The organism is Brevibacterium siliguriense, assembly GCF_900105315.1.
Lineage (GTDB): Bacteria > Actinomycetota > Actinomycetes > Actinomycetales > Brevibacteriaceae > Brevibacterium > Brevibacterium siliguriense.
The window spans coordinates 3,111,741-3,132,115 of sequence record NZ_LT629766.1; the positions used below are offsets into that span (position 1 = coordinate 3,111,741).

Annotated in this window: 22 protein-coding genes; 12 read left to right on the plus strand and 10 right to left on the minus strand. The window is 64.4% G+C overall.

What is annotated here, in order from left to right; translation table 11 throughout:
- Positions 1-10 precede the first annotated feature (10 nt).
- Positions 11-730, minus strand: a complete 720-nt coding sequence (locus BLU88_RS18810; protein WP_231939431.1) for a hypothetical protein — start codon at positions 728-730, stop codon at positions 11-13.
- Between BLU88_RS18810 and BLU88_RS18815 the strand changes: the two genes are divergently transcribed.
- Positions 729-1,220, plus strand: a complete 492-nt coding sequence (locus BLU88_RS18815; protein WP_231939736.1) for a LysR substrate-binding domain-containing protein — start codon at positions 729-731, stop codon at positions 1,218-1,220. The genes BLU88_RS18810 and BLU88_RS18815 overlap by 2 nt on opposite strands.
- Before the next feature lie 18 nt (positions 1,221-1,238).
- Here BLU88_RS18815 and BLU88_RS13930 read toward each other — a convergent pair whose 3' ends face one another.
- Positions 1,239-2,240, minus strand: a complete 1,002-nt coding sequence (locus BLU88_RS13930; RefSeq protein ID WP_231939432.1) for a formylglycine-generating enzyme family protein — start codon at positions 2,238-2,240, stop codon at positions 1,239-1,241.
- Positions 2,241-2,499: 259 nt separating this feature from the next.
- Here BLU88_RS13930 and BLU88_RS13935 point away from each other — a divergent pair, with 259 nt between their 5' ends.
- Both BLU88_RS13935 and ribA read left to right on the plus strand, forming a co-directional pair.
- Positions 2,500-3,246 (plus strand): CDP-alcohol phosphatidyltransferase family protein, encoded by a 747-nt coding sequence (locus tag BLU88_RS13935; RefSeq protein ID WP_092015110.1) that lies wholly within the window; start codon positions 2,500-2,502, stop codon positions 3,244-3,246.
- Positions 3,247-3,274: 28 nt separating this feature from the next.
- Positions 3,275-4,663, plus strand: coding sequence for a GTP cyclohydrolase II RibA (gene ribA, locus BLU88_RS13940; protein WP_092017511.1), 1,389 nt, complete (start codon positions 3,275-3,277; stop codon positions 4,661-4,663).
- On the opposite strand, the gene BLU88_RS13945 is transcribed toward ribA, so the two are convergent.
- From BLU88_RS13945 to BLU88_RS13965, 5 genes are read right to left on the minus strand one after another with little or no spacing between them, the layout of a single operon-like run.
- Positions 4,578-5,423, minus strand: a complete 846-nt coding sequence (locus BLU88_RS13945; RefSeq protein WP_157689125.1) for a lysylphosphatidylglycerol synthase transmembrane domain-containing protein — start codon at positions 5,421-5,423, stop codon at positions 4,578-4,580. The two genes, ribA and BLU88_RS13945, sit on opposite strands and share 86 nt — an antisense overlap.
- A gap of 20 nt (positions 5,424-5,443) precedes the next feature.
- The gene (locus BLU88_RS13950) at positions 5,444-6,349 is read right to left on the minus strand and encodes a class I SAM-dependent methyltransferase (protein ID WP_092015116.1); all 906 of its coding nucleotides are present in this window, start codon (positions 6,347-6,349) and stop codon (positions 5,444-5,446) included.
- Positions 6,346-7,425: a glycosyltransferase family 4 protein gene (locus BLU88_RS13955; protein WP_092015119.1), complete on the minus strand. Its 1,080-nt coding sequence runs from the start codon at positions 7,423-7,425 to the stop codon at positions 6,346-6,348. Before BLU88_RS13955 ends, BLU88_RS13950 begins: the two co-directional genes overlap by 4 nt.
- Complete coding sequence (locus BLU88_RS13960; protein WP_331712440.1) at positions 7,422-7,877, minus strand: 6-pyruvoyl trahydropterin synthase family protein; 456 nt, start codon at positions 7,875-7,877, stop codon at positions 7,422-7,424. The genes BLU88_RS13955 and BLU88_RS13960 overlap by 4 nt, the downstream gene beginning before the upstream one ends.
- A gap of 22 nt (positions 7,878-7,899) precedes the next feature.
- The gene (locus BLU88_RS13965; RefSeq protein ID WP_092015122.1) at positions 7,900-8,913 is read right to left on the minus strand and encodes a zinc-dependent alcohol dehydrogenase; all 1,014 of its coding nucleotides are present in this window, start codon (positions 8,911-8,913) and stop codon (positions 7,900-7,902) included.
- 100 nt (positions 8,914-9,013) lie between these two features.
- Here BLU88_RS13965 and BLU88_RS13970 point away from each other — a divergent pair, with 100 nt between their 5' ends.
- Positions 9,014-9,802: a fructosamine kinase family protein gene (locus BLU88_RS13970; RefSeq protein ID WP_092015125.1), complete on the plus strand. Its 789-nt coding sequence runs from the start codon at positions 9,014-9,016 to the stop codon at positions 9,800-9,802.
- A gap of 2 nt (positions 9,803-9,804) precedes the next feature.
- Here the strand turns inward: BLU88_RS13970 and BLU88_RS13975 are convergent, their stop codons facing one another.
- Positions 9,805-10,620 (minus strand): DUF4352 domain-containing protein, encoded by an 816-nt coding sequence (locus BLU88_RS13975; protein WP_092015129.1) that lies wholly within the window; start codon positions 10,618-10,620, stop codon positions 9,805-9,807.
- 160 nt (positions 10,621-10,780) lie between these two features.
- Between BLU88_RS13975 and BLU88_RS13980 the strand changes: the two genes are divergently transcribed.
- From BLU88_RS13980 to BLU88_RS13990, 3 genes are all read left to right on the plus strand, one after another.
- Complete coding sequence (locus BLU88_RS13980) at positions 10,781-12,202, plus strand: sensor histidine kinase (protein WP_231939433.1); 1,422 nt, start codon at positions 10,781-10,783, stop codon at positions 12,200-12,202.
- Between the two features lie 103 nt (positions 12,203-12,305).
- Complete coding sequence (locus BLU88_RS13985) at positions 12,306-12,971, plus strand: response regulator (RefSeq protein WP_092015135.1); 666 nt, start codon at positions 12,306-12,308, stop codon at positions 12,969-12,971.
- 108 nt (positions 12,972-13,079) lie between these two features.
- Positions 13,080-13,814 (plus strand): phosphatase PAP2 family protein, encoded by a 735-nt coding sequence (locus BLU88_RS13990; RefSeq protein ID WP_231939434.1) that lies wholly within the window; start codon positions 13,080-13,082, stop codon positions 13,812-13,814.
- A gap of 7 nt (positions 13,815-13,821) precedes the next feature.
- Here the strand turns inward: BLU88_RS13990 and BLU88_RS13995 are convergent, their stop codons facing one another.
- Complete coding sequence (locus BLU88_RS13995) at positions 13,822-15,648, minus strand: acyl-CoA dehydrogenase (protein ID WP_092017515.1); 1,827 nt, start codon at positions 15,646-15,648, stop codon at positions 13,822-13,824.
- 188 nt (positions 15,649-15,836) lie between these two features.
- Between BLU88_RS13995 and BLU88_RS14000 the strand changes: the two genes are divergently transcribed.
- From BLU88_RS14000 to rraA, 5 genes are all read left to right on the plus strand, one after another.
- Positions 15,837-16,079, plus strand: coding sequence for a hypothetical protein (locus BLU88_RS14000; RefSeq protein WP_092015140.1), 243 nt, complete (start codon positions 15,837-15,839; stop codon positions 16,077-16,079).
- A 167-nt stretch (positions 16,080-16,246) separates the two neighbouring features.
- Positions 16,247-17,554: a dicarboxylate/amino acid:cation symporter gene (locus BLU88_RS14005; RefSeq protein ID WP_092015143.1), complete on the plus strand. Its 1,308-nt coding sequence runs from the start codon at positions 16,247-16,249 to the stop codon at positions 17,552-17,554.
- 211 nt (positions 17,555-17,765) lie between these two features.
- Entirely contained in the window at positions 17,766-18,206 is a 441-nt protein-coding gene (locus tag BLU88_RS14010) for a hypothetical protein (protein WP_092015146.1), read from the plus strand.
- An 83-nt stretch (positions 18,207-18,289) separates the two neighbouring features.
- Entirely contained in the window at positions 18,290-19,312 is a 1,023-nt protein-coding gene (locus tag BLU88_RS14015) for a D-cysteine desulfhydrase family protein (RefSeq protein ID WP_092015149.1), read from the plus strand.
- 37 nt (positions 19,313-19,349) lie between these two features.
- Positions 19,350-19,817 carry a ribonuclease E activity regulator RraA gene (rraA, locus tag BLU88_RS14020; RefSeq protein WP_092015152.1) on the plus strand — a complete coding sequence of 156 codons (468 nt, stop codon included), beginning with the start codon at positions 19,350-19,352 and terminating at the stop codon, positions 19,815-19,817.
- 12 nt (positions 19,818-19,829) lie between these two features.
- Here the strand turns inward: rraA and BLU88_RS14025 are convergent, their stop codons facing one another.
- Positions 19,830-20,345 (minus strand): hypothetical protein, encoded by a 516-nt coding sequence (locus BLU88_RS14025; RefSeq protein WP_157689129.1) that lies wholly within the window; start codon positions 20,343-20,345, stop codon positions 19,830-19,832.
- Positions 20,346-20,375: the final 30 nt, after the last annotated feature.

Sequence of the window (20,375 nt, forward strand, 5' to 3'; positions counted from 1 at the left end):
GATTCGAAGTCTATCGGGCGCCAATGTGCCCGGCCGAGGCGGTCCCGCCATCGTTGTCCCAGCCGCGGTGTCCGATGTCGAACCGGTCTGCTCTCACAACGCCGAAAGCCGACTCCGGCTCGGTGTGCAGCGCCGCAGTCTCAGCTTTCGACTGCCGAATCACTGTCTGAGACAGACTGGGCACTGGAATCATGACGATCGTCGCCAACAGCAGAGCCAAGGTGAAGATCATCGTGCCGATGACCAGCGGCATACTCAGCGCCCACGCCCCGACGACCACCGCCGGAGCACCGGCCCCGGGGTAGAAGGCGAGGTAGAGCGCTGCGGATATGCCAGCACGATTCTTCGCAGGAGTGAGCACGTCGATCTCCCGGTTGGCTTCCCAGTAACTCAGACCGTGCCCGATGCCCGTGTCCACCGCCGCGGTTCCCATGAAGATCTTCACCGCAGCCGGACCGATCTCCGGCAGATTCGATGACAGCAGAAGTGCCGCTCCGAGGCCCATGAGCGTCAGTCCCAGGATCTGCGCTGCCCGAGGCTGGAACTTCGGCGCTATCAACTGGCTTGCGGCCGAGACGACCAGAACTGTGCCGACGATGAGGCCGGAAGCCAATGGGCCCGAGTTCGGAATGATCGGCTGCGCCATCGATGGCAGCAGAGCGAGGTACAAGCCGAGCGCCGTCCAGCCGATGAAGCCGGTCAGAGTGGCTATATTGAAGCTTGTGCGCATGGAGCCCGGCATCCCCGCCGGCGGTGACGATCGGTTCAGTCACCACTTCCTCATCGACGATCCTCTCGACCTCATGGTTCCTCTCGACCATCAGTTGGCAAGCCGCACATCGGTCACGATCGCCGACACCGTCGATGAGACGTGGATTCTGGGCAGGCCCGGCACCGGTTACCACCAGCTCGTCAGGGCCAGCTGTGCGGCGGCCGGTTTCGCACCCCGCATCGGGCATTTCGCCGATGACTGGAGCACCGGAACCGCGCTCGTCAACGGCGGTTTCGGAGTGTGTTTGGCCTCGAGGCTGTCGCGGTCGCAGGATCTCCACCCGGCGCGCCGAATCCCGATCAGCGGCGACAATTTCCCGTCACGACACATCACGGCCGTCACTCGGACCGGAGCGGACGCCCGAGAGACAGTGGCGTTCGCTCTCGAGACGCTCTCAATCGAGACGAAGCATCTGATGAGCCGCCTCGAGGCCGATCTCAGGGACTGAACGCAGAGTTCAGAGCACTTATCGGGCGACTCGGAAGCCGATGTTCGAAGCCGAGGAATCCGGTGTGTTCGAGGAGCGGGCGGCCACCCGATAGCGGTTGCAGTAGGAGTCGTGGCACAGGAACGATCCACCGCGCATGACCCGCTTGTCTCCGGTGTCGGGGCCGCTCGGATCTGACTGCGGGGAATGCTGGTAGTAGTCGCGGGCGAACCAATCGGCGCACCATTCCCATACATTGCCGACGGTGTTGAACAGGCCCAGACCGTTTGGGGCGAAGTGCCGGGCCGGGGCGGTGCCGAGAAAGCCGTCGTCGAAGGTGTTCGTGCGCGGGAACTCGCCCTGCCAGATATTGCAGTTCCATTCCCCGTCGATGAGCAGCCGATTGCCCCATGGATAGCGACGACCTTTGAGGCCCCCACGGGCGGCGAGCTCCCACTCGGCCTCGCTCGGCAGCCGGGTGCCGGACCAGGCACAGTACGCCTGGGCGTCGTCCCAGCTGATATGGACGACGGGATGGTCGCTCCGGTCCTCGATGGTGGAGCCGGATCCTTCGGGTGCTGCCCAGTTCGCCCCGGAGACTTCGACCCACCAGGGCACGCCCGGAGCTTGGCCGAGAACGTGAGAGCGCGCTCCGGGATTGTCCTCCAAGAGCATTGCGAACACAGCCGAGGTGCCCAGACGTTCTGCCGTCGTGACGAATCCGGTGTCGGCGACGAATCGGGCGAAATCGTCGTTCGTCACGCTTGTCGTCGCGATCTCGAATTCCGTGAGGTCGACACGATGACGTGGCCCCTCACCATCGGCCGGATGCCCGTCGCCGAAAGGATCACCCATATCGAAGGGACCGCTTGCTGTGACGAAGTCGAAACTGAGCTCAGGGCTCGACTCGGAATTTGCGACAGGGACAGCGGCAACGGTCGTCGGATGGTTGTCGCCCGCCTCGGCGCGGATGGTCGCCGGGGCGCAGCACGAATGGTCGTTCTGCGCCTCGGCGGCGCTGCGGTCTGCGCACTTCGTCACGTGTGGGTGCCCCTTTCGTCCCGGGTCCGCCTCTGTGCGGTGCGGACTCTGGGAACACCCTATGACGTCGGCCGATGCCGGGGACAGTCCGGCCCGGAGCCGTGACCACGGCTCTCCCGGTAATTCCGGCCATTTTCCCACCGATAGCCTCCCAGCACGGCCGATCTGTGCCGACATCGTCTAAGGTGAAAGTTCAGAGTCTGTCACGTCGATCACACCGTCAGGCACGCTTGCCGGCATTTGAGGAGGAGAGCTTGTTGTGACCCAGTCACGGACCGACGCCGCCAGCACAGTCAGCGGCACCGACACCGGCGTTCCCGGAATCGGGACCGGCCCGCTGACCGGCGCCGTACGCAGCGGAACCGTGGCAGCGTCTCTTCTGGCCGCCTCGGCGATCGCCTCTGTGATCCTCAACCCTGCCGTCGTGACGGTGCTCGCCGCAGCCGCGGTCACGGCAATCGGCGTCGGTCCACGCCTGCGTCGGGGTCGCCCGTGGACGCCGGCCGATACGGTGACGGCTTGCCGACTGGCGCTGATCGTCGTCTGCACCTGCCAGATCATCCACTCGCCTCCCGGTCTGAATTGGTCTGCCGTGATCATCGGTGCGCTCGCGCTGGCTCTCGACGGGGTCGACGGATTCGTCGCCCGCCGCACCCAGATCACCGAGGCGGGAGCCGGATTCGACGAGACGGTCGATGCCCTGTTCGTCCTCATCCTCGCGCTCGCCCTCGTCCCGCTGTGGGGGTGGTGGACGGCATTGCCGGGCCTGTACTACTACGTCTTCCGCTGCATCACGGCGTTCCGGCTCCGGTGGCAGCAGCGGCTGCCGTTTTCGCAGATGCGCAAGGTAGTGGCCGCGGCGCAGGGTATCCTCCTCATCACGGCCGGCTCTCCCCTCGCCCAAGCCCACGAATGGGTCGGCTTCGGAGCCGCCGGACTGGCATTAGCCTCTCTCACCTGGTCATTCGGCCGCGATATCATCTGGCTCGAGCGACATGCGCGGTGACCACATTCCGCCCTCCTATACTGCGGGCATGACGTCGACGCACACCAGCACCGGCCAGGAACGCCTCGTGGCGGGCCCGGTGAGTTCGCTGCCCACGGACCATGGGATATTCGCCATCAGGTCGTTCACCGTCGACGCAGTCACCCATGCGGTCCTGACGATGGGCGACCCAGCCGATTGCGCCCGGCCGCTGGTGCGGGTGCACAGCGAATGCCTCACCGGTGATGCCCTGGGTTCGCATCGGTGCGACTGCGGAGACCAACTCGGTGCCGCGTTGGCCGCGATCGCCGCCGAAGGGCACGGAATGCTCGTCTACATGGCCGAACATGAAGGTCGCGGAATCGGGCTCGCCGCGAAGCTGCAGGCGTATGCGCTCCAGGACGAAGGCCTGGACACTGTCAGTGCCAATCGGGCCCTCGGTCTGCCCGACGATGCCCGTGACTACACTGCGGCGGCCGCGATTCTGCGTGAGCTCGGCTGCCCGCGCATCCGGCTGCTGACCTCGAACCCAAACAAGCAGGAAGCGCTCGAGGAGCTGGGCATCGACGTCGTGTCCCGCGTTCGACTGCCGGTGGCCGATCGACCGGAGAACAGCGCCTATCTCACCAGCAAAAGGTTGCGGATGAACCACGATGTCCCACCCGAAACGGATACAGAGGAATCGAGTACGCAGCTGCGGGGTGTCGACCCGGACGTCTACGCAGCTCTGGCCGCGAACGAGGAGGTCGTCGCCCAACTCGCACAGAGTCAGGACGGGTTCATTGCGACTCGCACCGGCGATGCCTGCTTCGTCTCCGGAATCACGGATCGGACCCATCTGCACCAGATCCGAGCGCATGTGGGTGCCGTCCTCGTCGGCGCCCAGACCGTCATCGCCGATGATCCGCAGCTGACCGTGCGAGCGGTGCCCGGCACCGACCCGGTTCGCGTCGTCCTCGATCCGCACGCCCGAGTTCCGGTCACCTCGACGGTGCTGAGCACCGGTCCGACACCGACCGTGTGGCTGATCGGCTCCGAGGCGGTTCCCAGTTCGAATGTCGGTGACCACGTCCGTGTGGTCAGTCTTCCCGCAGCGGCGACCCCGCAGGAGATCATCGCCGTCATCCGTGGCCAGGTGGCCGGGTCCATCCTCGTTGAGGGCGGAGGGCGCACGGTCTCAGCATTTCTCGCCGCGGGTGCTCTCGACCGTCTGTTCCTCACCACCGCTCCGGTGTTCATCGGCGATGGTGTGCCGGGCATCCGCTTCCAGGGGTCCGAGGTGATGGCGCAAGCTCTGCGGACGCCGTTCCGTCGGTTCGAACTCGGTGAGGATATGTGCACCGAATATCTGCTCAGTCCGGCTGCGGCTGCTCATTCGCAGACGAATCCGAGCGTGCAGGATTCTGTTTCCGTCGAGTCCCCGCAGCCCACACAGTGACGGTTCCCGGCAGGGTGGAGATCGTAGCGAGCAGACCGTAGCCGGTCGAGGCCGTCACCGCGGTTTCCATCGACACTGAGATTCCGGCTGCGATGAGGCTGACGCTGAGTTCACGCACACCCCATCCTCCGACGCCGATCGGGATGCTCATCGCGGCGAGTCCGACGACAGCGAGCACCGGCACGACGGGTCCTCCGAGCGCGGCCATGGCGATGAGGAAGAGCACGAAGAGGGCTGCCATGCCCAGGGCAGAGGACGCCCAGACGGTGAGGCTTTGCCGCCAGTCCATTCCGCGCATTCCCCACACGGAGATGACCAGAGTGGCCACGGAAACGGCCGCGGCCGTGGTTGCCAGACGACCGGAGACGTCGATGAGGCAGAGGGTGGCGGTGGCGAAGAGCAGCGTCGTCGTGCTCAATCGTTCGGCGCCGACGGCGGCCAGCGGTGACAGCCACTTCTTCGCCCCGGTGTGGCGGTAGACGGCGACTCGGGCGGCATCACCGCCGAGTCCGCCGGGCAGGACCATATTCAGCAGTGACGAGGAATAGCAGTCGGCGAGCGCCCGTGACCAGGTGATGGCAGTGCCTCTATGCTCAAGCAGCATTGTCCAGCGCAGCGCCTGGGCGCCGGTCATGATGAATCCGCAGGCCAGAGCGGCTAGGACTGTCCAGACGTTGAGGACCTGCCATCCTTCGGCGAGTGCCTGGACACCGACGACTCTCACCGTCAGCGCCAGCAGCGCGACAGTGATGGCGAGCATGAGGGCCCTCTTAGCCCAGGTCACGTCGCTTTGGTCCCGGTCGGTGGGGTGATTGCACGAACCGTTGGTGTCTCTCCTCCGCATGCACGGCCGACGGCGTCAATGAGCACGTCGAGGTGGTTGACCCTGACGCTGAGTCCCGAGCCCAGCTGCTCCTGCCGTTGTGTCCACCAGTCTTGTGCGACTGCAGAGAGCGCAGGGTGCTCATCCACGGCCGCGTCGAGTCGTTCGGAGAGGAATCTGTTGAGGAAGGTCCGGTCGGCTGGAGCCGCGAGACGCCAGGGGCTGGGGCCTTCGACTGCGGTGAGTCCGTGTCTGCGGGCAAGGTCCATGAGGCGTTCGGGTGCATGGTGACCGAGCCTGCCATCGCGGTGCTGGTGGGCGGTGAAGGCTGCATCGATGACTGCATCGCTGGGATGGTCCGGGTCAAGCTCCCACCCGTCGACGATGCTGAGCAGAAACAGCCCGATGCCGTCGTGGTCGTCTAGGGAGCGAACGACGGCGGTGAGGTCGGCTTCAGTGAGGACGTCGAGGAGGGCGCTGCAGGTGAGCAGCAGCTTCGATTCCCGGAACTCCGAAGCAGCAAGCAGTTCGGTGCTGAGAGTCGGGAGCGCGCTGATCGGGGCGCAGATCGTGCGTGCGTGCGGAAGCGCTGTTGCCGCCAGGTCGAGGGACGCCTGGTCGGAGTCGAGGAGGATCCAGTTGAGTTCCCAGTCGGGCAGGCGAGCGCGCAGTGCGGCGTCGAACCACAGCGCCGAATTCCCGGTGCCGGCTCCGATATCGATGGCGAGCAGTGTCTTCGGGTTAGGCTCTGTTCCATTACTCAGTCGAGCGACTGCGTCGTCGAGCAGATGCAGCGACTCCTGACGTGCCGCGTCGTCGACGGGGCGGCGCAGGTCCAGCCAGTCGGGTTCGGCCGCGGTCACGAATTGCTCCTCTGCTTTATGTCCGCCGCGGCGGTCGATTCCTGCTGTTCTGCCGAGGCAGGTGGTGCGGCCGGACGCGTGTGCTCGGCGACAACGCGCAGAACCTCGGCGGCGGTGTCGGTCCATGAACGTACGGCGTGGGAACGATTCCGGCGGGCCGATTCGGCGAGTTCGTCGCGGAGCTCGTCGTCGGACAGCCAGCGGCGCAGTGCCTGTGTCCACGCGCCGACGGTGCGGGGCAGGCCGAGTCCGGCTTTCAGGGGTTCTTCGGCTCCGGTCCCGGCGGTGACGAAGGCGGGGATTCCGGCGGCGGCCGCCTCGGCGACGACCAGTCCGTAGGCCTCCGAGCGTGATGGCAGCAACAGCAGGTCGGCGTGGTCGTACAAGGCGTCGATCTCTGCGGCGGTGAGTTCGCCCACGATATCGGCTATGCCCGCGGGCAGACCACGGCAGGCCGACTGCAGCCGGCGGGCGTAATCTGCATCTGCGACCGGGCCGGCGAAGGTGACCCGCCACGGCTGTTCCTCGGCTTTCAGCTCTCTTAGGGCTTCGGCGATGAGCAGCTGCCCCTTGTTCTCCTCGACTGCGCCGATGCAGACGAAATGTCCTCCACCGCTGCCCGAGCTCTGTGGGCGTGCAGGGTTTCCGGGCACAGCCACCTCGGCGCGGATCCCATACCGGGATTCCAGGCCTGCCGCAGTGAACCGGCTCGTGGTGATGACAGCGGGGGCGGCGCTGATGACCCGCCGTTCACGGTCGAGAAAGTCAGCGTCATCAGGGTCGGCCAGGCAATGGATGAGTGGGATGAGCGGACCCTGCCCGCTGCAGATCTCGTGCGCAGGATCGGTCACCACCTCGGGCAGTCGGGTGGCAATGAGACCGTCGATGAGGACGGGACCGGACACTGCGGCCATGAGACTCTGCACGGCTGCTGACTCGGCTGGTCCCGGCTCAGTCCAGGACCCGGGCGCCGAGTGGAGCATGATCCGGGGTCCAGCCGCCTCGGCGAGTGCTCGGTTGAATGCCGCTCCCCCGCTGATGCGGCCGAGTTCGGGTTCGATGAGGTGAGGGCTCACGCCGACTCCGGGACGGTGTAGGTGATCGCTGCGCGCGGATTCTCCCGCAGCTCGATGCTGATGCCGATCTCGGGGCGATCCGCCAGGGATTCGGTCAGGCGCTGTCCGATGTATTCGGCGATGGCTTCGGTTGTGCTCAGCTTCCCTGCGAAGTCCGGGTGTTCGTCGAGGTTCGCATAGCGCAGTGGGGACAGGGCAGCGTCGAGCATGCTCATGGCTTCGCCGATGTCGAGGACGACGGAATGCTCGTCCAGGCTCGGGCGGGTGAATGATGCCGAAACGTCGAGTGTGGCACCGTGCATGCCTTGGGCAGATCCGAAGAATTCGTCGGGCAGGCTGTGGGCGATCATCACGTGGTCGTTGACGGTGAGTCCGAACATCGTCTTCTCCTTCTTGTCAGGGTGCCGGTCGGGCTCTTCGCCGCCGGGCTGCAGATAATTGCGGGCCAGCACGTCTGCTGTCCCGGGGAACCGGTCAGCGGGCGTGGGCGCCCGTATAGTCGATGACATGACAGAGCGCGGACCGGGCGAGGCCGCTGCGGTCACTGCCGCTCTTGCCGCTGAGTTCGTCCATGACCGTCGGCAGATCTCTCCAGTCGGAGAGTCCGGTGATCAGGGAATCGAAACGGTCATCGTTCAGAGCGGCCAGTGCGGCGCTCATCCGTTGGGCGCGGGTGCGGCGAGCTCGGTGCCCGGCGGCGACCTCTCCGACCTGCGAGGCGATGATGCTCAGTCGGCGGGCGTGGAAGTCGGCGCCGAGAGGCACGCTGGGACTGTCGCTGCCGTACCAGGATGCTTCGATCAGGGTGCCGTCGTCGCCGGTGATCTCGAGTCCGCGAGCCAGCCCCACTTGGCTCCCGGAGGTATGGATGACGACGTCGCAGTCGGCGGAGGCATCGTCCGGCGCGACCGCATTGAGGCCGAGGTCGGCCAGCAGTGTGCGCCGGTGTGGGTCGGTTTCGACGATTTCGAGACGGTCGAGCGGCATTCTGGTGGCCAGCAGTGCGGTGGCCGTACCGATCATGCCCGCACCGATGACGGCGACGCGGTCGGCAAAACGCGGCGGCTGCTGCCAGAGAATGTTGAGGCCGGTTTCGACGGCGCCGGCCAACAGCGCCCGATGATCGCTGATGCCCTCGGGAATGAGGTGGACATCCTCGGTGGTCACGATGTGGTGGGAGTGGTGCGGCAGCAGGCCGAAGACTCGAGCACCGATCCAGTCCCGCGGTCCTTCGTCGACGACGCCGACACCGAGGTAGCCGTACGACACCGGGAACGGAAAGTCTCCGAGTTGGTGAGGAGCCCGCATCAGGGTTTCGACGCGGGCGGGGATACGACCGGTGTGGACGAGAGATTCGGTGCCTTTCGAAACCGCGGAGGCGGTGGTGGTGATCCGCAGCTCGTTCCCTGCGTCGGGATTCGCGCGCGGGGTGGGCACTTCACGCCAGCCCCCTTGCCGGGCGGCTTCGGTCCAGTACTGCCAAGCCATATCTCGATCGTACAGGCGCCCCTGCCCTACGGTGTGCTCCGACGACGCCCGTGACCGTGATCAGGCTGATAGCCGGCGACCGAACCACTACCCTGTGGCCATGACTGATTTCCTCAAACTGCGGAAGTCCGCCCCGGACGGATTCTTCGCCGCAGAGGCCGCAGGGCTGAGATGGTTGGCCGAACCGGGTGTGGTTCCCATTGTCGACGTCATCGATCATGGTGTGGATTTTCTGCGGCTGCGCCGTCTCGACGAGGTCGGTCCCTCCGCCGAGGCGGCCGCTTCCTTCGGTCGCAAGCTGGCCCGACTCCACGATGCGGGCGCTCCCGGCTTCGGTTGGTCACCGGCACCGCAGTCATTCTTCGGCCCTCTCGACCAACCTTTCGAGGTGCCCGCCGAGTCTGTCGGCGACTTCACCGACTATTGGGTCGAGCAGCGTCTGCGTCCTTTGGCTGCGGCGGCTGCCGGGGATCTCACGGGCGAGGATGAGGCCACGGTCGCCTCGGCCATCGATTCGATCTCGACTGGAGCCTTCACAGGCATCTGCGGTGACGGCGAGGAATCGCCGGCACGGCTCCACGGGGATCTGTGGGCGGGCAACCTCATGTGGACACAGGCCGGGGTCGCTCTCATCGATCCGGCCGCGCACGGCGGTCACCGGTTGGAGGACCTGGCCCTGCTTGATCTCTTCGGCACCCCGTTCCTCGAGGAGATCTTCTCCGGATACGAACAGATCCATCCGATGCCGGCCGGCTGGCAGGAGGACCTGCCTGCGCACAGCTTCTTCGCTCTTCTCGCTCATATCCGCCTGTTCGGGCTCGGATTCGTCGGGCAGACGGTCCGTGCCGCCCGGTCGATCATCGCCCGGGCGGAACAGCTGGATCGGTGAGGTCACTTCAAGGAGATCTCCACCGGGTCGGAGAACAGTCCACCGGCGAAGGTCAGCTTGCTCGGGTCAGCGTCTTCGGGCACATCGAAGACGAGGATGCCCTCGGCTGTGTTTCCGGGATTGATCTCTTCGAGGAAGAGGATGTTGTCCTCAGCCGCATAGATGCCGGCCTCTGAATCCGCAGAGTAGGTGTTGCCGGAATCATCACCGAGTTTGATGTCGTCTTCGAAGAAGTAGGTCGGATCCGATCCGGTGTTCTTCACCGACAGTTCGATCTGGACGAACTGCCCCTGTGCTCGGGCGTTGAGGAATTCGTCGCCGACCTGTGAGACACCATCGTCGACCTTGGCGACTGTGATCTCCCAGTCATCGGAGGCCACCGTGTCTCCGATTCCGTACGAAGCTTCCTCGACAGACTTGTCGGCGGCTTTCTTCTCCGCAGGCTTCTTCTTCGCAGTCTCTCCCGACTGCTGAGCGTCGGCCGAACTGCCCTCCGAAGCGCCGGTGTCGCCTCCCCCGCCTCCGAGAGCGCTGGCAATGATGATGACAACGATGACGACGAGCAGCCAGAACCACCAGCGTTTGAGGAGCGGCTTCTTCTGTTTCGGCGGTTTCTGGCCAAAGGGCTGCTGCTGGTAGCCGCCGGTTCCGTATGCCGGTGCGTTGTGTGCGGGTGCCCACTGCTGGGGGCCGAAGTTCTGGGGTTCGTACTGGTGCTGGTTGTGATGAGGGGGCTGGTGCTGCGGGGACCATTGGTGCTGAGGCCGTGGTGACTGCGGCTGTTGCGGGGTGTTCTGAGGATTCTGCGGGTGGGACATGACGCTCCTTCGAGGCTGGATCTGGCTGACTGCTCCAGCCTCGTCCCACCGGCACCGTCGGCACGTCCGCATTCGGGCTCGACTCTGCCAGCCGAACGGTTGACCGCTGACAGCCGGAAGGTGGACTACGTGTGTCAGACCCCGCGGTTACGATTCTCTTGTGTCAGAACAATCCGTCCCTCGCCGCAGGATCCCGCGCGGCGTGCGCATCGCCGGCAGCATCCTCGTCGGCGTCATTGTCTACCTCATCGGACTCTTCACCTCGGCGATGGCGCTGACGGCGAATACCTGGGCCTTCTCCGATGGGGAACTCAACGACACCGGAATCGTGGCCGTCCTGCTGCTGCTCCTCATATGGGGCCTCGTCTTCCTCCGACACAGGTGGCCGTGGGTGCCCTTCATCTCCGGCGGACTGCTCACAGCGGGGTGGGGAGATGCGCTGATGCTGCTCATTGCGGTCTTCCACCTCGTCATCCGAGCACCCCGACGTCAGGCGATCGCCGCCTCGGCGGTGGCCGTCGGACTGGTTGTGTTCTCCACAGTGAGGATGTGCCTGGCCCCGGCTGAGCACAACCCGTTCAGCATCTTCTTCCTGCCAGACCCGGCACAGGTCACAGGCCTCGAGGCGACCATCCCGCCGGAGGATTCGCATTTGGCGATCACAATCATCACGATCGCAGCCGGCGTGATCGGATTGTGTACGGCGGTGGGGGTCGGTGTGCTTCTGCGTCGGACACGGAGGATGAGAGCGGTCGAGTCGATCGCCGAACGGGAGACTCTGCGCAATGAATCGCTGACGGCCCAGATCGCCCGGCAGTCCGAACGAGAACTCTTGGCACGCGAGCTTCACGACACGCTCTCCCACCGGCTGTCGGTGATCTCCTTGCATACCGGCGCGCTTGAAGTCGGGGCACAGACCGACCCCGAAGTCGCTTCGACGGCGTCTGCTCTGCGGGCAGAGGCCCGCGCGTCAATGGAGGATCTGCGACACCTGGTCGGTGGGGTGAGGAACGGCAGTCTGGCCGGGTCTCGGCCCAGTGAGGAGAGCTCGGTACCGCCGAGCCGCGCGACGATGGCAGCGATTCCCGAGCTCATCTCCTCTGTGACGTCCACGGGTACGGTCGTCTATCCTCTCGTCGTCCTCCAGGACGTCGATGCTTGCCCGCCCGCACTCGACCGGGCAGTCTATCGCATCGTTCAGGAGGCTCTGACGAATGCGATGAAGCATGCACCGAATGTGCCGGTGTCGGTGAACGTCGCGGTCTCGGCAGTTCGCGGAATTCAGATCTCGGTGAGCAATCCGCTCCCCTGCGAACCTGGCCAGGTCGATGTTCCGCCACGTCCACGCCATGCGCCAGGTTCTGCGCTGCAACCAGGGGTCCACGCGTCCGCGCACGGAAGGAGGCTCGCCGGTCACCGCCCGGAGGCGCAGGAGGTTCACTTGGAGTCAACCGGGTCCGGAGCCGGGCTGATCGGCATCCGGGAGCGCACCGAGATGTTCGGCGGAGAGGCCTCGATCGGCGCGTTCGACAACGAGTTCCGAGTCCAGGTGAGCTTTCGACCTTTCTCTGCCCAGAACTGAGGCGCGCCGTAAGCAGTCGTCCGCCCAAGAGCCCTGAACGATCGCTGCGAGTCGGGTGCACCTGCGGAAAACCATGTCATGAGCCTCGGGTAATGTGACGCCCATGAACCAATCCGCCCCGATCCGAGTCATGGTCGTCGATGACGATCCGATGGTCATCACCGGAATCCGAGGAATCCTCGAGGCGGCCGAGGGCATCGACGTCGTCGGTTCTGCAGCCAGCGGTGAGGACGCTGTCGCAGCAGCGGCCCTGCACTACCCCGATGTCGTGCTCATGGACATACTGATGCCGGGAATCGGGGGAATCGAAGCCACTCAACGCCTGCTCAACAGCGTACGTCCGCCGAAAGTAGTGGCGCTGACGAGCATGAGCGGCGATGACCACCTCTTCCGGATCCTCGAAGCTGGCGCCGCCGGCTACCTGCTCAAGGACATCGGCCCGGTGGATCTTGCCGTCGCGGTCCGCAAGGTCCACGCCGGTGAACCCATTCTCGCTCCGCAGTCCATGCGGCAGGTCATCGCCAAGGTCACGTCGAGCCCCGACCGGCGTCTGCAGCGAGAGGCCGAGTCACTGTTGGCCGGGCTCACCGACCGCGAGCGGCAGATCGCCGAACTCGTGGCCGAAGGTCTGTCGAATCAGGAGATCGCTGAGGAGACGTTCATGAGTCTGGCCACGGTTAAGACTCACCTCAACCGGATCAACATCAAACTCGACACGAACAATCGCGTGCGCATCGCCACGATGGTGGTTCGTGCCCGCGGGCGCTGATTCCGACTACTCGGTCGGACCGACTTTCAGCAACGCCTCGCAAGAATTCACCGTTTCTTTATCCCCCACAGCAGAAGTGATTGTTCACTCCGTCTAAAATCGAGTCTGATGGTTGCTGAGTCCTATATCGAATCCGAGAAGACGATCAGCAGCTCCTCAGATCGCAGTCGGTGGACAGTACGAGCACAGGGGCTGCTGTCCTGGGCAACCTCTTTCTGGGTCTTGGCGATCGCTTTCGTCGTCGTCACCCTCGCCGCGGCCGGTCCCCTGCGAGTCTGGGACTACCAGCTCAATCGACGGTGGCTCTACCTCGTCGAACCCGACCTCGTCTGGTTCTTCCAACACATCCTCGACCCCATCGCCGGCCAGGCAGTCTGCCTTCCAGTCCTGGCGATCACTGCGATCGTTCTGGCACGCAGACGTCGGTCCTGGCGCCCGATCGTCTTCGCCATCGCTGTTGAAGCGGCCTTCTATCTCGGCATCGGCTCGCTCAAAGTACTCCTCGCCCGACCGGCGACCACCCTTCACGACCCGCGGTTCTTCCACGGCGGTCTGATCGAAATCGGCGGCCGTGGAATCAGCTACCCGTCCGGCCACGCCGCCGAGGCCGTGCTCATCTATGGCGCGGTCGCCTACCTCATCGCCACGTACAGCGACGTCTCCACCAGAACCGTGCGCCTGCTGTGGTGGGGAGTCGCCGCAGTCAGCGTGAACTCCGTGGTCGTATCTTTCACTCTCGGCTGGCACTGGGCCACTGACCTCATCGGAGGTCTGCTGATCGGCGGAGTCTTCCTTCGACTGCTCGTCATCGCCGACAAGCGGATACCCGGCCCCAGCGCCTGACAGGCTTTCACAGCCAGGAGTCGTCGAGGTCAGCAAACGTCGTCGCTGCGCTTGCAACGAGATCGAACCACGGTCCGGTCTGCGGCAGTTCGTGGGCGAAGAAGTACCTAGCCGCGGCAACCTTGCCATTGAGGAACGCCGAATCGCCACGTTCGCCGGCGGCCGCCTCGGCCGCCATTCCCTGCTGCAGCCACAACCATGCCATCACGGTGTGGCCGACCGCCTCCAGATAGGTCCACGCGTTGTCGAGGGCCACCGCAGGATCTCCGCTCGCCCATACGGTGGCTGTCACGGATTCGATGCGGTCGACGGCCGACGTCAGCGCAGCAGTCTCAGCGGACCAATCGGAGCGGTCGGCCACCTCGGCGAGGGTCTCCCGCATCTGCTCCAGGAGCACCTGCAAACCAGCCCCACCCTTCATGACGACCTTACGGCCGAGCAGATCCTTGGCCTGGATGCCGTGCGTGCCCTCGTGGATCGGGTTGAGCCGATTGTCGCGGTAGAGCTGCTCGACATCGTGATCGCGGGTGTAACCGGCTCCGCCGAGCACCTGGATGGCGTGATCGTTGGCCTTCAGGCACCATACGCTCGGCCAGGTCTTGACGATCGGGGTGAGCACATCGAGCAGCAGTGCGGCACGATCACGCTCTTCCTCGGTATCAGCTGTTTCGGATTCGTCGAGCAGACGTGCGGCATAGAGGATGAGCCCGAGCCCACCTTCGACATAGCTCTTCGAGGACAGCAGCATGCGCCGGACATCGGGGTGCTTCGCGATGGGAACGGGCGCAGAATCGGATCCCTTGGCAGCGTCGGGGCGACCCTGACGGCGGTCTCGGGCATAGCGGAGGGCATCGAGGTATCCGTGGTAGCCCAGTCCGACGGCACCGGCACCGACGCCGATGCGAGCCTCGTTCATCATGTGGAACATGCAGGCCAGGCCCTTGCCCCGCTCCCCCACGAGGTAGCCGACCGCACCGGCGGACCCGGCCGGGGCGTGCGCGCCCTCGCCGAAGTTGAGCAGAGTGTTCGTCGTGCCGCGCCATCCCATCTTGTGATTGAGTCCGGACAGGACGACATCATTGCGCTCACCGAGGCTGCCGTCGTCGTTGACGAGGTATTTCGGGACGAGGAACAGGCTCAAGCCTCTGACTCCGGGCTGGTCACCCTCGGCACGAGCCAAGACGAGGTGGACGATGTTCTCCGAGAGTTCGTGGTCACCGCCGGAGATCCACATCTTCGTCCCGTGGACGCGGAACGCATCGTCGCCGCCTTCGGGGTCCGGGACGGCTTTCGTCGTGACGTCGCCCAAAGAGGAGCCGACCTCGGGTTCGGACAGGCACATGGTGCCGAAGAAGCGGCCGTCGAGTTCTGGCAGAACATATTTCTCGATCTGCGCCTCGGTGCCGTATTCGAGCAGCAGATCGGCGTTGGCCATGGTGAGCATCGGGTAGCTGGCGGTGCCGATGTTTGCCGCCTGGAACCAGGCGAAGCAGGCCTTCGCGACCGTCTGCGGCAGCTGAATGCCGCCCACGCTCTCATCCATCGTCGCCGACAGCAGGCCGATGCCGGCGAATTTGTCGAGCGCAGACTTGATCTCAGGAATCAGCGTCACCGCAGTGCCGTCGAACGTCGGTTCGTTGAGGTCGGACTTGCGGGCGTGAGTGGCGAACCGCTCCTTCGCGAGCTCCTCACTGGCGTCGAGCACGGAGTCGAAGACCTCACGCGAATGGTCGGAGAAGCGAGGCCGTTCGCACAGCTCGTCGACCTTGAGCCAGTCATAGAGCTGAAACTCGATGTCTTCGGCGGAGAGGATGGACTCGGTCGCAGTCGTCAAGACGCCATTGCCTTTGTTCCGTTCAGTCACGAGACCAAATTAGAGCTAATCGCTCGTTAAGTAAAGCGATTCGCCCTGTCAATGTGCTCGAGTGCGGCTATTGCCCAGGGCGAGGTCCCTCTGAAGCTCCTCACCCCTGGGTTCGGCAGTCCGAGAGAGCTATAATTCTCTCTACAGTCCGCGTGGAAATGGGGCGAACGATCATGATCGCAGAAATGAATCGACCGTCAAAGCTTGAAAACACGATCAAGCAGATCTCGAAGGCGTTCAAAAGCGCCAACATCGGCCAGGGGCAGAAAGTCGGCTATCGCGAGGACAGCTCTGAAGAACGATTGCAAGCCACGGCCGAACACGAAGGAGTGAAGCTCTACCGCAATCCCGACGGCTCGCATCTCGCCGTCGACGAGTCCCACTCGAGCTACGATGACTGAGCGTCAATAGGTCTGAGAGCTGGTTCTCCGGCTCGAGTGAACATCGACAACCCGGTTCACGGTCCTCCGCGTGCCGGGTTTCGCTGTGCCCAGGTAGGATCGCGAGGGCCATGACGCCACGCCGCAGAGTCTGCGGAATTGCGAAGCTGAAAAGAAAGGCCGAGCCTATGTCCTCCCCTGCTGCCTCGCCGGCGCAGTCTTCCGGCACCAAGTCGCAGCCGTCGGGATTCCTCAGGATCCTCCGCAACTACCGCTTCCCGCTCTTCATCCTCACCGGCGTGGTCATCGGTGCGATCATCGGCCTCGTCTTCGGTGAGCGTGCAACTGTCATCAAGCCGTTCGGCACCCTGTTCATCAACATGATGTTCACTCTCGTTGTGCCGCTCGTCTTCTTCTCCATCTCGTCCGCGGTCGCGGGAATGTCCTCGGCCGCGAGGTTGGGCAAGATCATGGGCAGCATGCTCGGCGTCTTCGCCGTCACCGGCGTCATCGCCTCCATCGTCATGGTCGCGGCGCTGCGCATCTTCAACGCCACCGACGGCGTCCAAGTGGAGATGCAGGAGCCGGAGAACGTCGAGGACGTCGGATCCATAGGCGACCAGCTCGTCCAGACCGTCGTCGTCGACGACTTCTCGAAGATCCTGTCCGCCGAGCATATGCTCGCCCTCATCGTATTCGCCGTCATCGTCGGCTTCGCCACCAGCAGGATCGGCGATGCGGGCAAGCCGTTCACTCAGTTCCTGAACTCCGGCACCGAGGTGTTCCTCAAGTTCACCTCGATCATCATGTACTACGCCCCGATCGGCCTCGGCGCCTACTTCGCCGCCCTCATCGGCGACCTCGGTTCCCAGCTCGTGGGGGATTATGTTCGCGCCTTCCTCGTCTACTATCCGGTGGCGATCGCCTACTTCGTCCTCGCGTTCACCTTATACTCGTACCTCGCCGGCGGCCGCCGAGGCGTCTCCCGGTTCTGGGGCAACATCCTCGAGCCCACCGCGATCTCCTTGGGCACGTCCTCCTCGGTGGCGGCGATCCCGGCGAACCTGCGCGCGGGGGAGAAGATCGGAGTCCCCCGGGACATCCGCGAGACGATCGTGCCGATCGGCGCCACGATCCACATGGAAGGCTCAAGCCTGTCTGCGATCCTCAAGATCGCGTTCCTCTTCGCAGTGTTCCAGCGCGACTTCTTCACGCCGGAGAACATCCTCATCGCCATTGCGGTGGCGCTGCTGGCCGGAATGGTCATGGCGGGGATCCCGTCCGGCGGCTTCATCGGCGAACTCATGATCATCACCCTCTACGGCTTCCCGGCGGCGGCACTGCCGATCATCCAGATCATCGGCACCGTCATCGATCCCCCGGCCACCACGGTCAACGCGGTCGGAGATCAAGCGAGTTCGATGATCGTCGCCCGCATCCTCGACGGCAAGGACTGGATGGACGAGGCCGAAGGTGATCACGATTCGATTCCGTAAGCTCAGTGAATCTGTCATACTTCCGAACCCACGGATTCGGACAAGGCCCCTTCCGGCCGAATGTCTCAGAGATGTCATAGGAACGCAATAGAACTTCCGCAATTGCGACTCGGCCTCTCAGCTTCTGCTCAGATTCCTGGAACCGACCCTCACCTGGGCCGACGATACTCTTCTCCAGCAACGATCCTGACCTGGAAGAGGAGCAGTCACCATGCCCATCACCATTCGCAGTCACGCCGCAGTGTGGGGAATCGCCGCAATTGCCGGCTTCACCTCTCTGGGGGTCGCCGCAGGACCTGCAACGGCGTCCGACGATGCTGCATCCGCGACCAGCTCTGCACAGGCACCTCAGAGCTCGGGATACCCGATCCATGCAGCCGAATACGCGGACAGACTGGTCGCGGCCTATGGCATCGGCGACGACGTGATGATCAATCATCTCGCCACACGCACCGTCGTCGACGCCCTCGCCGAGCACAGCGACGATCACACCAAACGCTGGCACCGCACCTCGGCCGACTCCGGCAAGGGTTACACCTGGGTGTCCTATACGAACCTTCGCACCCATGAAGTCATGACCCTGACGGTGAGAAACGCCATCGCGGCAGAGGGAATCGGCGATGCCGTTCGTGAGGTCGAGTTCGTGAGCTGAGGACGCCCCGCCGTCATCCTATTGACCAGATTCCGACCAGCGTCTTGTTTGCACGGCCGACACGCTCGGTAGACTCGGGAACCATGGTCGCCCTGAATGAACTCCCTCGTCGCAGGTACACCGATGGCCCGACGCCGCTCGAGCATCTGCGGCGCTTGTCCGCAGAACTCGGCGGGCCGCAGATCTGGATCAAACGTGATGACAAGCTGGGGCTGACCCAAGGTGGGAACAAGACGCGCAAGCTCGAGTTCCTCATCGCCGAGGCCCTGTACCAGGGTGCGGACACGCTCATCACCGTCGGCGGGGTCCAATCCAACCACTGCCGACTGACCCTATCCGCTGCACGCGTCGAGGGCCTCGACTGCCACCTCATCGTCGAAGAAGACCTCGGCGCGGAGGGCACCGCCCTTGGTCCGGCGGGGTCGAATCCGCCGGAGTACACGGGCAATTTCCTGCTCTTCGATCTCCTCGGCGCGGATTCGGTCACGGTGCTCGGTCACGGGGCCGACCTCCTCGGCGAGGCTGAGGTTCTAGCCGAGAAGCTGCGCGGCGAAGGCAGGAACCCGTATGTCATCCCGGTAGGCGGGTCGAATCCGATCGGTGCGCTCGGCTACGTCGACTGTGCACACGAGCTGCTCGACCAATTCGCCGAGGCGGGGCTGGGCTCCCCTACGATCGTGACGCCCAGCGGTTCGGCCGGGATGCAGGCCGGACTCATCGTCGGCCTCCACAGCGCAGGAAGCGATGCTCCGGTCATCGGCATCAACGTCAGCAGGACACAGGCGGATCAGGAACCGAAGATCGTCGACCTCGTCGATTCCACGGCACGGCTCCTCGACCTGCCCCCTGTACCCCGCGATGCTGCGAAGGGACTCGGTGACTATTTCGGGACCGGATATGCTCTGCCGACGCCTGAGATGGTCGAGGCTGTGCGTCTCTTCGCCCGCACCGAGGGAATCCTCCTCGACCCTGTCTACACCGGCAAGGCAGCGGCCGGCCTGATCGACCTCATCAGATCCGGCCGCTTCTCTTCCGAGGACGCGGTCGTCTTCATCCATTCCGGCGGAGTCCCCGGACTCTTTGCCCGCACCCAAGCGTTCGCCTGAGTACCCCAATCGCCCATCACCAACGGAAGGCAGACAGATGACAGTTTCGACAGCAGACCTGTGGGACGAACGCGGCGAGGAGCTGTATTCGATCGCCCTGAACTTCGGCGACTTCGGGGCTAAGACCTCTTTCTCCGGACCGGCCCGCACGATCCGCTGCTTCCAGGACAACGCCCTGGTCAAGCAGACCCTCAATCAGCCTGGCGACGGCGCCGTGCTCGTCATCGATGGTGACGGTTCGATCGCCACTGCCCTCATGGGTGACATGATCGCCGAGGCGGGGGTCCGAAACGGCTGGAACGGTGTCGTCATCAACGGCGCCGTCCGCGACCGTGAGGCACTGGCTGAGATGGAATTCGGCATCAAGGCCCTGGCCAGCAATCCGCGCAAGAGCGCAAAGGACGGCGCCGGTGAGATCGACGTGACCGTGGAGATCGGCGGTGCGACGATCCGCCCCGGAGCGATGGTCTTCGCAGACGCCGACGGAGTCGCCGTCGAGAAGTAGGGCGGCAGAGACTCACCGATGAATAGTGTCGAAGCTCTGTACGGCTGAGTCCCAGATGTCGGCGACGACGATCTGACCTTCAGCGCTGAGATCCTCGACGGTCGATCGGTCGTAGAGGTACGACCACTCCCCTGCCGAAACGACTCCGGTAACCATGAGGATGTCGTAGTCGAAGGCCGCATCTGAGGCCGCCTGGACGATGATTGCGGTGGCCTCCTTGTCCTTTGCCGCGTTCTCGTCCGACGCGAATTCGACATGGAGGCGTTCGGGCTCGGTCTCCTCGTTGAAGTCGGGGTTCGTCTCGGATTCGAGCCTCACCTCGACTCCATCGAAGGACTGCGCCACATAGTCCGAGAGTTCATCGAGGGAATCGAAGCCCTGCTCCACGACATCGACGGTCGCCGCCGGCGTCGACTCGGGCTCGGCTGAAGAGTCCGCTTCAGAGCCGCAGCCGCTGAGCCCGATGAGTGTGGCCGTCAGGAGTCCCGCAACGACTAGCGCAGGGGTGGACTTCGAATCGAACCTCATGGGCACCAGCCTATCGGCGAGTATCGACTG